Annotated in this window: 16 protein-coding genes; 9 read left to right on the plus strand and 7 right to left on the minus strand. The window is 37.7% G+C overall.

The features are described from left to right. Positions 1-8: 8 nt before the first annotated feature. Both zwf and gndA read right to left on the minus strand, forming a co-directional pair. Complete coding sequence (gene zwf / locus ACYT6F_RS16410; protein ID WP_472598702.1) at positions 9-1,490, minus strand: glucose-6-phosphate dehydrogenase; 1,482 nt, start codon at positions 1,488-1,490, stop codon at positions 9-11. A gap of 11 nt (positions 1,491-1,501) precedes the next feature. Next, the gene (gene gndA, locus ACYT6F_RS16415; RefSeq protein ID WP_472598703.1) at positions 1,502-2,920 is read right to left on the minus strand and encodes an NADP-dependent phosphogluconate dehydrogenase; all 1,419 of its coding nucleotides are present in this window, start codon (positions 2,918-2,920) and stop codon (positions 1,502-1,504) included. Positions 2,921-3,341: 421 nt separating this feature from the next. Between gndA and ACYT6F_RS16420 the strand changes: the two genes are divergently transcribed. Both ACYT6F_RS16420 and ACYT6F_RS16425 read left to right on the plus strand, forming a co-directional pair. Beyond that, the gene (locus ACYT6F_RS16420; protein WP_472598704.1) at positions 3,342-5,681 is read left to right on the plus strand and encodes a TonB-dependent receptor; all 2,340 of its coding nucleotides are present in this window, start codon (positions 3,342-3,344) and stop codon (positions 5,679-5,681) included. A gap of 2 nt (positions 5,682-5,683) precedes the next feature. Next, complete coding sequence (locus ACYT6F_RS16425) at positions 5,684-6,490, plus strand: DUF4249 domain-containing protein (protein WP_472598705.1); 807 nt, start codon at positions 5,684-5,686, stop codon at positions 6,488-6,490. Between the two features lie 56 nt (positions 6,491-6,546). On the opposite strand, the gene ACYT6F_RS16430 is transcribed toward ACYT6F_RS16425, so the two are convergent. Both ACYT6F_RS16430 and ACYT6F_RS16435 read right to left on the minus strand, forming a co-directional pair. Beyond that, positions 6,547-6,921, minus strand: coding sequence for a DUF6876 family protein (locus ACYT6F_RS16430; protein ID WP_472598706.1), 375 nt, complete (start codon positions 6,919-6,921; stop codon positions 6,547-6,549). Positions 6,922-6,952: 31 nt separating this feature from the next. After that, positions 6,953-7,387, minus strand: a complete 435-nt coding sequence (locus ACYT6F_RS16435; RefSeq protein WP_472598707.1) for a DUF6876 family protein — start codon at positions 7,385-7,387, stop codon at positions 6,953-6,955. A gap of 72 nt (positions 7,388-7,459) precedes the next feature. Here ACYT6F_RS16435 and ACYT6F_RS16440 point away from each other — a divergent pair, with 72 nt between their 5' ends. After that, on the plus strand, positions 7,460-7,924 hold the full coding sequence (locus ACYT6F_RS16440; protein WP_472598708.1) for a hypothetical protein: 465 nt from the start codon (positions 7,460-7,462) through the stop codon (positions 7,922-7,924). Positions 7,925-7,926: 2 nt separating this feature from the next. Here the strand turns inward: ACYT6F_RS16440 and ACYT6F_RS16445 are convergent, their stop codons facing one another. Genes ACYT6F_RS16445 through ACYT6F_RS16455 form a run of 3 tightly spaced genes read right to left on the minus strand, consistent with a single transcriptional unit; the run spans position 7,927 to position 8,927 of the window. Continuing rightward, positions 7,927-8,184: a hypothetical protein gene (locus ACYT6F_RS16445; RefSeq protein WP_472598709.1), complete on the minus strand. Its 258-nt coding sequence runs from the start codon at positions 8,182-8,184 to the stop codon at positions 7,927-7,929. Continuing rightward, positions 8,177-8,584, minus strand: a complete 408-nt coding sequence (locus ACYT6F_RS16450) for a hypothetical protein (protein WP_472598710.1) — start codon at positions 8,582-8,584, stop codon at positions 8,177-8,179. The genes ACYT6F_RS16445 and ACYT6F_RS16450 overlap by 8 nt, the downstream gene beginning before the upstream one ends. 58 nt (positions 8,585-8,642) lie before the next feature. Continuing rightward, complete coding sequence (locus ACYT6F_RS16455; protein ID WP_472598711.1) at positions 8,643-8,927, minus strand: hypothetical protein; 285 nt, start codon at positions 8,925-8,927, stop codon at positions 8,643-8,645. A 578-nt stretch (positions 8,928-9,505) separates the two neighbouring features. On the opposite strand from ACYT6F_RS16455, the gene ACYT6F_RS16460 reads away from it, so the two are divergent. The 6 genes from ACYT6F_RS16460 to ACYT6F_RS16485 all read left to right on the plus strand — a co-directional run bounded on the left by ACYT6F_RS16460 (position 9,506) and on the right by ACYT6F_RS16485 (position 14,598). Further along, positions 9,506-10,414 (plus strand): universal stress protein, encoded by a 909-nt coding sequence (locus tag ACYT6F_RS16460; protein ID WP_472598712.1) that lies wholly within the window; start codon positions 9,506-9,508, stop codon positions 10,412-10,414. Between the two features lie 9 nt (positions 10,415-10,423). Next, the gene (locus ACYT6F_RS16465) at positions 10,424-10,867 is read left to right on the plus strand and encodes a GNAT family N-acetyltransferase (protein ID WP_472598713.1); all 444 of its coding nucleotides are present in this window, start codon (positions 10,424-10,426) and stop codon (positions 10,865-10,867) included. Position 10,868: 1 nt separating this feature from the next. Further along, positions 10,869-11,981 carry an alanine racemase gene (locus tag ACYT6F_RS16470; protein WP_472598714.1) on the plus strand — a complete coding sequence of 371 codons (1,113 nt, stop codon included), beginning with the start codon at positions 10,869-10,871 and terminating at the stop codon, positions 11,979-11,981. A gap of 72 nt (positions 11,982-12,053) precedes the next feature. Next, positions 12,054-12,935: a helix-turn-helix domain-containing protein gene (locus ACYT6F_RS16475; RefSeq protein ID WP_472598715.1), complete on the plus strand. Its 882-nt coding sequence runs from the start codon at positions 12,054-12,056 to the stop codon at positions 12,933-12,935. Positions 12,936-13,041: 106 nt separating this feature from the next. After that, complete coding sequence (locus ACYT6F_RS16480; protein ID WP_472598716.1) at positions 13,042-13,323, plus strand: hypothetical protein; 282 nt, start codon at positions 13,042-13,044, stop codon at positions 13,321-13,323. A gap of 144 nt (positions 13,324-13,467) precedes the next feature. Then, complete coding sequence (locus ACYT6F_RS16485; protein WP_472598717.1) at positions 13,468-14,598, plus strand: serine hydrolase domain-containing protein; 1,131 nt, start codon at positions 13,468-13,470, stop codon at positions 14,596-14,598. Positions 14,599-14,662 lie beyond the last annotated feature (64 nt).

The following is a 14,662-nucleotide window of genomic DNA, read 5'->3' on the forward strand; positions in this document are numbered from 1 at the left end:
TATTTAATTTACCACCATTTATCGCCCTGTCTTTCCACCAGCGTAAAGCTTTCATCGGGACCCCAGCTTCCTGCTTTATAATTCGGGAAAGAAGCGTCTTTATTGTTTTCCCAGGCTTCCTGTATTGTTTTTACCACATCCCAGGCTTCTTCTACCTGGTCAGAACGCATGAACAGGGTAAGATCACCCAAAAGGGCGTCCAGCAATAAAGTTTCATATGCTTCTGGAGTGTCTTCCTGACACACGAAATAGTCGAAGATCATTTCTACCGGCTCAAGTGACAGGGTAAGCCCCGGCTTTTTGGCCATGAACTGCAGCCTTATATCCATTAATGGCTGAATATTGATGATAAGACGGTTGGCAGCGAGATGATGCTGCGTATCTGAAAAAGTGGAATTCGGAAGCGGTTTGAACTGAATGGTAATGTAAGAATGCTTTTCCTTCATTTTTTTTCCGGTACGTACATAAAAAGGGACACCTTCCCAACGTTCATTGTCAAGATAAAACTTTACCGCCGCAAAAGTTTCCGTGTTGGAATCCGGTGCAATCCCGTTTTCCTGGCGATAGCCCTTTGCTTCAAAACCATTGATGGTATTCTTTCCGTACTGCCCTCTCACTGCATAATGGTCTACCTTATCTGCGGGAATTCTGCGGATTGATTTCAGAACATCCACTTTACGGTCTCTGATCTCACCGGATTCTAAAGTTGCGGGAGGTTCCATCGCTACCATGCAGAGAATCTGGAGCAAATGATTCTGGATCATGTCACGTAATGCTCCTGTCTGTTCGTAAAAACTCCCTCTTGTCTCTACACCCACTTCTTCTGCTACGGTAATCTGCACAGATTCAATATGCTTGTGATCCCAAAGCGGCTCAAAAATAGAATTTCCAAATCTGAAAGCCAGAATATTCTGTACGGTTTCTTTTCCTAAATAATGGTCGATTCTGTAAATCTGTTCTTCTTCAAATGTCTCGGAGAGAAGTTTATTCAGTTCGATAGCCGACTGTTTATCGTGCCCGAATGGTTTCTCGATAATAATCCTGTCTTTTTTAGGATCGGAAGCAAGAGCACTGTTTTTAATATGATTAGAAATCGTAGAGATAAAATTAGGCCCGATGGAAAGATAGAATAAACGGTTGGCCCTGGTCCCGTAAACGGTGTCGAAATCATTAAGCTTCTGCTGCAGATCTGTATAAGAACTTTCCTGGTCCAGCTGGTGCCTGAAATATGTAATATGCGCCTGAAAACCCGCCCAGTCTTCCGGAGTCAGTTTTTTCCTTGAGAAGCTTTCAAGATTTTCTTTAACGTAATTTTTAAAATATTCATCTGTATTGTCTGCCCTTCCCAATGCAAGGATATTAAACCCTTTAGGCATTCTTCCGTCTATATATAAATTATAAAACGCCGGAAAAAGTTTTCTTTTGGCAAGATCGCCTGTGGCACCAAAAATAATAATCGTAGTGGGCCTCAGGATTTTATTTTCATTCATTTTCCCGAAATTTATTGATTTGTACTGTTCCAAGCGGTATGGAAAACTCCTTCTCTGTCAATTCTCTGATAGGTATGTGCGCCGAAATAATCTCTTTGTGCCTGAATAAGATTTACAGGAAGTGATTTCGTAGTATACGCATCGAAATATCCTAAAGCCGACTGAAGGCCAAGACTTGGAATTCCGTTTGAAACGGCAAATGCAGCAGTCTTGCGCAGAGATTTTATTTTAGATTTTACCAATTCTGAAATTTCAGTATCCAGTAAAATATTGGTTAATTCAGGGTTTTGTGTGTAGGCCGCATAGAATTTTTCGAGAAGCAATGACCGGATGATGCATCCGCCTCTCCAGATTTTTACGACGTCTTTCAATGGAATACCGAAATCATATTCCTCAGAAGCTTTGATGAGCAAAGCCAGTCCCTGCGCATAGCTGATAAGTGTAGAAAGGTAAAGCGCCTCTCCTACTTCGCGGATGAACAGCTCCTTGTCTTCAGGAGTAATTGTTTCTTTTTCCGCATAAAGTTCTGAAGCCTGGATTCTTTCATCTTTATAGGCAGACAAAATTCTTGACGTCACCGCGATATCAATGGTCGGGATAGAAACGCCTATTTCCATAGCCTGTTCTGAAGTCCACTTTCCGGTTCCTTTTGCACCGGCTTTATCCAGAATCTGATCTAAAAGACCACTGTTACCAAGGGGATCTTTCTGTTTAAAAATATCTCCTGTAATCTCGATGAGGAATGAATTCATTTCGCCATTATTCCATTCTCTGAATACTTCATAAAGTTCATCGTTAGAAAGATTTGCTCCTTTTTTCAGGAGATCATACGCTTCGCTGATCAGCTGCATGATCGCATATTCGATACCGTTGTGAACCATTTTCACATAGTTCCCGGCCGAACTTTTTCCCATGTAAGCGGTACAGGCCTCACCATCTACTTTAGCAGCAATAGATTCAAGCATAGGTTTCAGAAGGCTGAACGCTTCAGAGTCTCCGCCAGGCATGATACTTGGTCCTGTTCTGGCTCCTTTTTCACCTCCGGAAACGCCGATTCCCATAAAATGAAGACCTTTAGAGGCCATCTCAGAAATACGTCTTTCCGTATCTTTGAAATAAGAATTTCCAGCATCGATCACGATGTCTCCTTTGCTTAATAATGGTGAAATATTTTCCAGAACGGCGTCCACCGGTTTTCCTGCGGGAACCATAAGAATGATTTTCCTTGGAGCTTCCAACGCTGCCACGAATTCTGCCAGAGAGCCTGTTCCTTTGATTTTCATTTCTGAAGTTGCGTCGCTGTGCAGCTGTTTTACCTTCTCTTCGTCAAGATCAAAACCTGCCACTGAGAACCCGTTGTCGGCAATATTGTAAAGAAGATTTCTTCCCATTACTCCGAGACCGATCATCCCATAATTATATCCTTCCATTGTATTGTATTATATAAATTCTGTTATACAGAGAATAAAATTACGCAAATGGTAATGATGAAAAAAATAATGATAAGAAAATTGTAATCCGCAACAAAATAAGCAACATTTAAATTTGCAAAACAATCATTATTACACTACAATTTATTCATCAAAAACAATAATTTATAAAGACATTCATACATATATGTGAAATTTATTAATCATAAATAAATTCTATTTTCAAAAAAAGTATTTTCTAAAATTGATTATATAAATCATGTCGGATATGAAAACATAAAAATTTCCAGGCTCCGTAATATTTGCAAATTCTATTTTTATTTTAAATATATTGTCAACGCGAATAATGTTAAATGATTTGTATCTATAAAAATTGTATTTTTAGTCAGTTTAATATGGTATTTAAAACCTCAATAAAAAAATGCAAATAATATCCTTTAAAACAGCCGCTACCGCAGCAGCAATTTGCTTTAGTACGGCTGTTTTTGCACAGCAGAAATATTCAGTAAGCGGAACAATAAAAGATATCAGGAACGGAGAATTAATGATTGGGGTTACGGTAAGAGTAGCAGAAGATCCCGCTATTTCTGTGGTATCCAATGATTACGGATTTTATTCTCTTTCACTTCCAAAAGGCACGTATCATTTAGTCATTTCGAATCCCGGTTTTAAAGATTTCCGGCAGAGCATCACGGTTGAAGATAATGTAAAACAGGATCTGCAGCTCGCCCAGGAAGGACAAGAGGAAGAAAGAACAGCTAAAATTGATGAGGTAGTGATCTCGGGAGTGAGAAAGGACAAAAACCTTACTTCTGCCCAGATGGGAACAGAAACACTAAGCATTAAAAACATTGAAAAACTGCCTGTCCTTTTTGGTGAAAAAGATATTATGAAAACCATCCAGCTTTTACCGGGAATAAAAAGCAACGGGGAAGGCAGCAGCGGATTCAGCGTTAGGGGTGGAGCCACAGACCAGAACCTTATCCTGTTAGACGAAGCTGCAGTTTATAATGCCTCTCACCTTCTTGGCTTTTTCAGCACCTTCAACAGTGATGCACTGAAAGATGCAAGTATTATTAAAGGGAACAGCCCTGCTCAATACGGCGGCCGTCTTTCTTCAGTACTTGATGTGAAAATGAAGGATGGAAACAACAAAGAATATAATGTAAACGGCGGACTCGGGCTTATCAGCAGCAGACTGAGTGTCGAAGGACCTATTCAAAAGGAAAAATCTTCATTTATTGTTTCGGGAAGAAGAACCTATGCGGATGTTTTTCTAAAAGCAACTGATGACTTCAAAGACAGTAAGCTTTATTTTTATGATTTAAATTTAAAAGCCAATTATCAAATCAATGAGAACAACAGGCTTTATTTATCCGGATATTTTGGAAGAGATGTTTTGGGATTAGGCGATACGTTTTCAACAGACTGGGGAAATACAACCGCTACTTTGCGATGGAACAGTATTATCAGCAGTAAATTGTTTTCCAATACCTCTTTTATATTCAGCAATTACAATTATAACGTAAGCTTAAGCAGCAATAACAATACATTTGGTTTATCTTCCAAGATTGAAGACTGGAACCTGAAACAGGATTTCACATGGTTTGCAGGAAATAACCATTCGGTAAAGTTTGGCCTTCAGTCTATTTATCACACAATTACTCCAAGCAGCGCTTCAGGAACGAGCGTAAGCAGCTTTCCGAGAAATCCTAGATATTCATGGGAAAATGCTTTTTACATTAATGACGACTATAAAGTAAGTGAAAATTTTACCGTAAATTATGGTATGAGGCTTTCTTTATTCAGTGTTTTAGGAGGCGATACATTTAATACCTATGAAAATGGAATTCTTACCGATTCCGAATTTCTCGAAAAAGGAAAATTCGGAAAAACGTATGTAAATCCCGAACCGAGAATTACGGCCAATTACCGCATCAATGAAGCGAGCAGTATAAAAGGAGGCTATTCCAGAAATACCCAGAACCTGCATTTGCTGAGCAATAGCGGCAGTGGAAATCCTACGGACCAATGGCTCGGGAGCAGCTATACCGTGAAACCGGAAATCGCAGACCAGGTAAGCATTGGCTACAGCAGAAATTTCAGCAATAATAATTATGAAATTAATACTGAAGTATATTACAAATCGATGCAGAACCAGATCGATTATAAGAATGGGGCACAGATTACTTTTGATACGGCAGCAGATGTGGAAAGCGAGCTTCTGTTCGGTAAAGGAAGAGCTTACGGACTTGAAATTATTGCCAAAAAGAAAAGCGGAAAGCTTACCGGATGGATTTCTTATACCCTCTCGAAAACCGAAAGAAAAATTGACGGAATCAATGACAATGAATGGTACAACGCAAGAATGGATAAAACACATGATCTTTCGGTGGTAGCAACTTACCAGCTCAATCCGAAATGGTCTTTTTCCGGATTGTTTCTTTACAGCACAGGTAACGCAGTGACTTTCCCTACAGGAAAATATGAATTAAACGGTCAGACTGTGTTTCAATACAGCAGCAGAAATGCAGACCGGATGCCTGCCTATCACCGGATGGATCTGAACGCTACCTACGAGCCCACCGGAAACGGGCGTTTTAAAGGATCTTGGTCTTTTGGTGTTTATAATGTATACGGACGCGAAAATGCCTACACCATTAATTTTGAAGACAATCCTGATAACCCGGGAACAACAAGAGCCGTACAGACTTCCCTGTTCCGATGGGTTCCTAATATCACTTACAATTTTAAGTTTTAATCATGAAAAAAATATTTTTAATTATAGCAGCTCTTACAATAACAACTTCATGTGAAAAAGAAATTGATCTTGACCTTGAAAATGAAAGCGGAAAAATTGTAATCGAAGGTAATATCACCGACAAGGCAGGACCTTATATTGTAAAAATCACAAAATCGGTTTCTTTTACATCTGCCAACGAGTATCCTGCCGTAGAAGGCGCACAGGTAACATTGAATGATAACACGGGACATTCTGAAGTGTTGCAGTACATAGGCAACGGAAATTATAAAACATCAACAATTACCGGAGAGCCGGGAAGAACGTACACCTTAAAAGTAAAGGCGGAAGGAAAGGAATATATTGCGCAAAGTACCATGCCTCAACCGGTTGCTTTCGAGGGACTGCAGCAGGATTCTTTTGTAGTTGCCGGTGAAACAAGCTATACGCTCCTTCCTGTTTTTACAGATCCTCCGGCGTTGGGAAACCGCTATCTTTTTAGTTTTACCGTAAACAATAATCCCAAGAAATTCTTCTCAGAGTTTTCCGATAACGTAAATAATGGACTGCTCAATCAGAGACCGTTACTGCTTCCTAATGACGACAGCGATCCGGGCGATATAAAAGTGGTGAAGGGGGATATTATCTATGTGGAAATGCAGTGCATCGATCAAAATGTGTATACCTTCTATTCAGCCTTGCTTCAGCTTTCCGGCAGCGGCCCCGGAGGCGGAATTACACCGGCCAACCCGCCCAGCAATATCAGCAATGGTGCATTAGGATATTTTTCCGCTCACACCTCAGAAAAGTTAAGTGCCGTTATTCAATAACGGCACTTTATTTTTTTAGTAATCTTAGGTTTAAACGTACGATGTACTGCTGAATCTTATGCATACATTTTCGATTCTATCGGCAGACAAAGCAGGTTGTTCTTTACCAGTAAGAAAAGATCATCAAAATAAAAACGGATTGAAAGATCATTTACTTCAGTAAGTACTACACCGTTCTGATCGGTACAGTAAAGCATAAAAAGGTTTCCTTCAATTCTTTTAAGATGCCAGTTCTGAACATCACAATTCAGCTTCGACTGTTCTTCCAGGATAAGCTCCAGAAGCCAGTCGCAATCTTCTTCAGTAGATACATCTACAATTCCTTTGGTTAGTTTGTAGCCTTTCTTGAACTCAAACAGTTCTTCTGTTGAGGTGTAAGAATCGTAAAGAGTGTTTACGGAGTTTCTTTTTTTGTTTCGTTTAATACTCATGAAATTAGTTTATAAAATTATTCTTAGTTCTTTAATTCAATTCTATTTTAAAATCATCCGCTTTTCTGGAATGATAATCCGCTGCATCATTTCTGATCAGCTTTACAAATTCATTATATTCAGCCGGCAAGATCAGGTAACTTCCAATCTTCCAGATTGTAAATTCATCAAATAAAAAATCCGGCGAGATAAACGTGTTTTCAAAAAGAATATTTCCCGAACTGTCTTTACACTGAAGCAGGTATTCCAGTCCTTCTGTTCTTTTCAGGTTCCAAAACTCCATCAGTTGTTCATCCGATGCTTTTTTCTGAAAACAAATAATCTGTAATAGCCAGTAGCATTGCGTTTCACCAGATATTCTAAAAAGTCCTTCGGAAAGGAAATACCCGGATCTGAATTCAACAAAATCTCTTGGCTGTATAAAATGACGGTAATAGTCATTCGCCGATTGCATATAATTTTTCATTTGTATTAATATTCTATAATTTTGTTTTATCTTTGCAAAGATAGACTAAATTCCGACTATAAAAAAACAATTATGGACAAAATTCAGACTACAAAAGAAAGAATTTTAATTTTTTTGGAAACAAACAACATTAAAAAGGAATCTTTTTACAGAGAAACCGGGATTTCGGCGTCGAATTTTAAAGGTGCCGGACTCAAAAGTGACCTTGGTGTAGACAAACTTGCCAGGATCCTTAGGGTTTATCCTGATTTGAATGATAATCTTATATGGCTGATTACAGGTGAAGGTGAATTGCTGACGGAAACGGCAGAAAACAAAAAAGACCATCAGAATGATGATCTTTATACGAATGATTTTAATGATAAAATTGGGGATCTGCTTGCAAATCTTTTTGCCCAGTATAATGCTCAGGACAAAACATTAATGTTTTTACAAAGCCAGATCAGTAAAATTGAAAAGAAATACAGCAAAGCGATTTCAGAACAGAATAAGATGTTACATGAAATTCTTTCAGCAATGAAAACATCTGCCAAATAAATTTAGTTCTTGTTGATAATAATCTTCTCTGAGCCGTAGATGAAACTCTTCGTAGGCACAGACATAACGAGATACCCGAGCTCACTGGTAAACACTTCCAGTTCCTCAAGGGTTTTGATAAATCCGTTATTGATTTCTTTCTTTACCAAATTCATTTTTCTTATATATTCCTCCTCAGATATTACCGTATTGTCATAATCTTCCCATAATTTATCCGAGAGAGCAACAAGAATCTTTAATCTTTCTCTGTGACTACTCATTTTTTCCTAAACGTTTAAATAATATGGAAGAAAATCTTTCAAGCGTACTGTTATTAAATTTATCAAGGAGATAAATTTTCCTGTAATACCTGTCAAGCAGAAATACAAGGACGATAATCACTAAAAGCAGACAGATAATTGCAGCATCTGCAATTGCTGAAATTTTGTTCTGGTTAAAGAACACGAATTTCACATAAGTACTCAAGTGAAAATATCCTGATATCAGGGCTGCATAAAAAGTAAACCTGTTTGCTCTGAACAGACCGCCCAGCGCCAACAGTATCATACAAACCGGTATCGATAAAAAATAAATAGCAGAATCGAGGTCGAGACTTCTTACACCGGCATTATTGTCCAGCTGTACATTTACATCAATGAAGTAACCTACTATATTGTTCAAAAAAGGCAATATAGCTGAAATAATGACAAAAACAGAAGCCGTGATCTCAATAATGAGTTTACTTAGGCCTGTCCGGTTTTGTCGGATCAATTGTTTCTCCTGTATCCGCTGTTCCCTGCTCTGCGGAGAATTCTGTCGGGATTGCTTGTGGTGCATTGATAATTTCCTTGGTTTTCGTTGAATCTGTTGTTTTAGCCGTTTCACTGCCTCGCTTAGCTTCTTGTTTAAAAGCCTGAGAGCTTTCAATTGGTTCCTGGTATGGGTTTTCTTCTTCATACCTATCCGAACAAGCTGCTAAAAGTGACAATAATAAGACTCCGGATAATAATAGTTTTATGTTCATAGTAAAAATAATTTTTAGCATCTAAAGATAAGTTTTACAACTGAAATTTAGACATAGTAAAAATATAATAATTACTTGTTATTTCCTATAGTAAAATGCACATAAAATTTTTCCCCGGAATTTTTTATATCACCGCATATTGAATTCAAATTTACTAAAATATATTTAGATTTAAGAATAGAAATGAAAAATAAAACTTAAAAATTCATTAAAATGTAAAATTGTTTCCTAATCTCAGAATTTTAATATCTGGACAGATAAGAGAATTAATTTTATAACAAAAAAGATTAACAGAAATTAATTAATTGATTATTAACAGTTTATAAAAGTAATAACCATTTAAGGGAAAGTTTTATCAAACAGAATAAAGAAATAACTCCACTTTTTATATATCTTATTTTTGTGATAATATTTTTTTAGTTTTTTTTCAGATACAGGTCATTATAAAATATTGTATGTTTGGTTAATTGACCGGATGCAATTTGAGTACCAAAAGTAAAATATACCATAATATCAATAAATTATGACATCATTTTTAATGCCTTGGCCGTAATTTTGTACTCTTAATCACAATTGATATGGAAAAACACACCAAAATAAAAACAATTCTTGTAGCTATCGATTTTACCGTAAAGACCGATAGCGCCACTATGCTGGCCGTACATATGGCACGGCGTCATAAAGCTCGCATCATCCTGTTTCATAACGTGATGAAATTTTTTATAATCGACCGGACCGGCAGGCAGATGGTAGGAGAAGATACCATAAGCAAACAATATACTGATGCGGAAAACAGCCTCGAACTTATAAAAAGTTCCCTGCAACAGTCCTATAATGATATTGAGTTTTTAAAACGGATTGGTACAGATACAATCACAAACAGCATCAATAAAATTATTGAGGAAGATTCAGTTGACATTGTTATAACCGGAACGTCCGGAAAACAGGGACTTCGTGAACTGATTCTGGGATCATCATCCTATCAGATACTCACCGGAGTGAATTGTTCTGTACTTTTAATGCCGGAAGGTTCTCAGAAGTACAAATTTGAGAAAATCCTGGTGCCTGTCCGAGTTCTGGAAAAGCTTAATGAAAAGCTGGAAATATCAAAACTCATCGCAGAAAAAAACAAAGGACTCATAAGTCTTTTCGGAATCTCAGGAGATGAAAATCCGACAGCCATCCGAAGAGCTTTCATAAAAATGAGAGAATCTCTGAAGGGAAGCGACACTGAACATTATACCTCATTCGTTGTTAGCAATAAAAAAGCTGTGGAAATTTCCAAAGCTTCCAAAGATGCTGAGTTCGATCTTATTATTCTGACATATCAGGATGAAGAAAGCTGGAAATCATTCTTTTCAGAGAATTTTTTTAAACAAATTATTAATAATACATCTGTCCCGCTGCTGTTTTTTAAAGACGGCGATACTCCGGGCCAGGACCCGGAACCGGCAGGATATGATATTACACTACCCTTTCCTGGATAATAACAACCGATGATAGCAATAGAAATATACAACCCTAAACAAACTACTGAAACTACAGAAATTAAATTTACAGAATTCCTTTTCGAGCATCTCGGCCAGTACGGTGATCATGAAACAGACATCAGAAAAGCCATAGATTATGCTTTAGGAAAAGAAAATAAACCCGGCGGAACAATTGTAACCGCAACAGACCAACAAACAGGAACACTAAAGGGAGTCTGCGTTGTCAATAAAACAGGCATGAGCGGCTATATTCCTGAAAACATTCTCGTTTATATCGCGACAGATAAAGAATCCAGAGGTCAGGGAATCGGAAAAAGAATAATGCAGAAGATTATTGAAACCACAGAAGGAGATATCGCACTTCACTGTGAAAACGAAAATCCCGCCAGGCACCTTTACGAAAAGCTTGGATTCAAAAACAAATATCTAGAAATGCGATTAAAAAAATAATATGTCTTATATCACTTTAAATACACAGAAGCTTGCAAAAAATTATGATTTTCTGAATCATCTTTTCAGCAGCCACGAAATAGAATGGGCAGTCGTTGCCAAACTTCTCTGCGGAAACGAAATATTCCTAAAGAGCCTGCTTTCCGTAACGGATAATGATATCTGTGATTCGCGTCTCAGTAATCTGAAAAAAATCAAAGAGTTGTCACCAGAAACCAAAACCGTTTACATTAAACCTCCTGCAAAACGTCTTGCAGAAAGCATTGTGAAATATGCAGATGTAAGCTTTAATTCTGAACTTGAAACCATAAAAGCATTGTCTGAAGAAGCTTTTAAACAGAAAAAGATTCACAGAATTGTTATTATGATTGAAATGGGTGAGCTTCGGGAAGGTATCATGGCCGATTCTCTTCCTGGCTTTTATGCTGAAGTTTTAAAGCTTCCGAATATTGAAGTTTCCGGAATCGGAACCAACCTGAAGTGCCTGAACGGTATTCTTCCGGACCGCGGAAAATTAAGCCAGCTCGTAGCTTACAGACGAAATGCTGAACAGCGCTTTAAGAAAGAGATCCCATATATCAGTGCCGGATCATCCGTCACAATTCCTCTTCTCAGCAAGGGAAATGTTCCGGAGGGAATCAACCATTTCCGCGTAGGAGAAAGTCTTTTCTTCGGAACCGACGTTTTTAACGATACCCATCTGAAAGGAATGTACCAGGATGTTTTTACCCTGACTGCAGAAGTAATAGAAATAATAGAAAAGCCGATGGTTCCTACCGGGAAAGTTGGCAAAAACCTTACAGGCGAAAGTCCGGAATACGATGAGAAAGACCGGGATAAAACTTCGGTTAGAGCTATTGTAGACCTCGGTGTTCTGGATATTGATATCAAACAGGTATATCCGCTTCAGGAAGGAATTGAAGTTCTGGGAGCAAGCTCAGACATGATGATTTTGAACATTACGGATGATACAAAAAATCTGAAAGTAGGTGATGAGCTTAATTTCGGAGTGCGTTACCTCGCTGTTTTGCGGGCGATGAATTCAGACTATGTCGATAAGAAAGTCATCAATACAGGAAAACTGGAAAAAACACCTGTAAAGGCAGCAATATAATTTTGAACAAATGTTCCATGCCAGACGCTTTATGCGGTATTAGATTTATGGATAAAAGGAAAAACTTATATTTTGAAACAGGATATCAAAACGCTGAAACTTCATCATCTGGAGAAAGTACACCACCTGAAAAATGAAGTACTGATCATTCCTATTGCTCAATTGTTCGACAAAATTGATGCGAATAAGCACTGGAGAAACCGTTTTTACTCTATTTTCATTTTTAAAGACGCAGGAGGCTCAGTAATTATTGATGATCAGGTTTATGAAATCAAGAAAGATTGCCTGGTTTTCATAAATTACAATCAGGCTTATTCCTTCAGTTTTTTATCCGGGGCAAAAGGCTATGCTGTTATGTTTACAAAATCTTTCTACAATTATGTTTATACCGGAAACAAACTCATAAGGAGTGATACCGCAATGGCCGAGATGCCACAGATCATTGATCTTAATGCTTCATCTGTAGCAGAATTCTGGCAGAATTTTTACATCATCAGAAAAGAATACGGCAGAAATCGCCTGTTTACAAAAGAAATGATCTGCATGCAGCTTAAAATATTTATTTTAAGATGTATTAGAGCTTCAAAAATTAGACAAGGACGTAATTCTCCTGCAGATCATAAAAGGCAAGTCGTAGAAAAGTTCTCGGAACTTGTCGACCAGCATTATAAAGAATTTAAAACAACGGCTCCTTATGCTGAAAAACTGCATCTTACTCCCAATTATTTAAATACGCTTATCAAACAGCATCTTGCTCTGAGTGCGGGACAGTTTATAAAAAACCGGGTCATACTGGAAGCTGAAAGGCTTCTGCTGCATACCAACCTTTCCGTGACGGAGATTTCATATGAGCTTGGATTTACCGATAATTCACATTTCGGAAAATATTTCAAATCTGTTACAGCTAAGTCCCCTAAAACCTTTAGAACACAGAATAACATTAAAAAATCCTGACATTTTAGTAAACAATTATAAATGATCATGTTTAAGCACATTCTCTTAAAGTACCACAATTCATTCATTATCTTCAATGTTTTAGTACATTAGCAAAAAATATCAGGTGCCTTATACCATAAAAGCTACCAAAGAGGGATTAATCTACATTAAAGCCTCAAGCGTCATCAAAATCAGCAAACCCAATTCTATTGATGGTGCAAAAACTTCAGGCAGTCCTTTAATTATTAATGCTAACCAGGTAACTTTTCTGAGTTTTGATACGGAAAGTAAGGTCACCTACTTTATGGTGAATGGCTTCCAGATTTCTATGAAAATTATTTTTCAGGAGGCCGAAGAAGCGCTTCAGCTTGCCAGATTAAATATTGAAAAAATTATAAAGGACTGATAAAAACTGTTTACACTTTTGATATTTAGCCTAAATAATTCAGCTTTATTACTTTAAATCTTCATTCATTACCATTCAGTTCAGAATTTCATTATTGGCGGCACAGCCTTTGAATAAAAAAACAGCAGATTCTTCAATATTATTATGAAAAAAATCCTGTCTGTATTCATAGCCGCAATTTCAGCATGCATCGCCCTGATCTTTATTTCAGGTTATCACTTTATATTTAAGGCGTTTGCATTGAATATCAGAAAAGGACCGATGACCCCGTCGAGTGATGATGCGGAAATATTTTCTTCAAGAAGTATTCCCAATCAAAATCCGGAACCCTGGGAAAAATCCCCTGACTACAATTCAGCTGAGCTTACGGAGCCTATTCTTAAAGAACTTAAAAAAACAAGAGCCTCATCTCTCGTCATCATTCGCGAAAAAAAACTTCTTTATGAAGAATACTGGAAGGATCATGACGCTTCCTCTTTAATGAATTCTTTTTCAATGGCAAAAGGTGTTCTTTCATTATTAGTAGGATGTGCGATTGACGACGGTTACCTGCAGTCGGAACATCAATTGCTATCTTCCCTATTTCCGTCTTATAAAAAAAGCAGATACGGCAGACATATTACCCTCAACCATCTTATGACCATGCAGGCCGGACTTGACTGGAAGGAAGAATACCACCACCCGTTTTCAGAGAATTCGAAACAGTATTTTGTAGAAGATCTGGCAAAACAGGCTTTTGAAACGAAGTGTAAAGAAATGCCGGGACAAAACTATGAGTACCAGAGTGCCGCAGCCCAGCTTCTAGGCCTTGCCTTACGGAAAGCAACCCAAAAAGATCTTGCGACCTACCTTTCTGAAAAAATATGGAAACCTCTCGGTATGGAATCTCCGGCAAAATGGAGCATCGATAAAAAAGGGGTGGAAAAGGCCTTCTGCTGTATCCATGCAACATCGAGAGATTTTGCTAAAATTGGGCAGCTGGTTATGCAGAATGGCAACTGGAATGGGCAACAGCTCATCAGTGAAGCGTACTGTAAAAGAATGCTGACCCCTACAAAAATAAATGATGCTTTCTGCTTTACCATTTGGGCAGATGATGAAACATCATTGAAATACAGATTTTTTTACGGGTTTTTAGGACAGTTTATCATTATGATTCCCGACAAGCAAATGGTTATTGTGAAAACCGGATTCTATAACAGACTGGATGTGGATGAAAAGAAAAGGCCACTCCAGGTAAAACTTTTTGCAGAAGAATTTTCAAGAATTATGTAATGCATTAACATTGTTATTATCTAAATATACTGTACTCTCATCATATTTCTGACATACCTAGGTA

Source organism: Chryseobacterium sp. NG-CE01, assembly GCF_055695505.1.

Coding starts and splice junctions, on each gene's coding strand:
- ACYT6F_RS16470 (WP_472598714.1), top strand. CDS start 10,869: ATGTCTTATATCACTTTAAATACACAGAAGCTTGCAAAAAATTATGAT.
- zwf (WP_472598702.1), bottom strand. CDS start 1,490: ATGAATGAAAATAAAATCCTGAGGCCCACTACGATTATTATTTTTGGT.
- ACYT6F_RS16445 (WP_472598709.1), bottom strand. CDS start 8,184: ATGAGTAGTCACAGAGAAAGATTAAAGATTCTTGTTGCTCTCTCGGAT.
- ACYT6F_RS16485 (WP_472598717.1), top strand. CDS start 13,468: ATGAAAAAAATCCTGTCTGTATTCATAGCCGCAATTTCAGCATGCATC.
- ACYT6F_RS16455 (WP_472598711.1), bottom strand. CDS start 8,927: ATGAACATAAAACTATTATTATCCGGAGTCTTATTATTGTCACTTTTA.
- ACYT6F_RS16425 (WP_472598705.1), top strand. CDS start 5,684: ATGAAAAAAATATTTTTAATTATAGCAGCTCTTACAATAACAACTTCA.
- ACYT6F_RS16430 (WP_472598706.1), bottom strand. CDS start 6,921: ATGAGTATTAAACGAAACAAAAAAAGAAACTCCGTAAACACTCTTTAC.
- ACYT6F_RS16420 (WP_472598704.1), top strand. CDS start 3,342: ATGCAAATAATATCCTTTAAAACAGCCGCTACCGCAGCAGCAATTTGC.
- ACYT6F_RS16460 (WP_472598712.1), top strand. CDS start 9,506: ATGGAAAAACACACCAAAATAAAAACAATTCTTGTAGCTATCGATTTT.
- gndA (WP_472598703.1), bottom strand. CDS start 2,920: ATGGAAGGATATAATTATGGGATGATCGGTCTCGGAGTAATGGGAAGA.
- ACYT6F_RS16435 (WP_472598707.1), bottom strand. CDS start 7,387: ATGAAAAATTATATGCAATCGGCGAATGACTATTACCGTCATTTTATA.
- ACYT6F_RS16440 (WP_472598708.1), top strand. CDS start 7,460: ATGGACAAAATTCAGACTACAAAAGAAAGAATTTTAATTTTTTTGGAA.
- ACYT6F_RS16465 (WP_472598713.1), top strand. CDS start 10,424: ATGATAGCAATAGAAATATACAACCCTAAACAAACTACTGAAACTACA.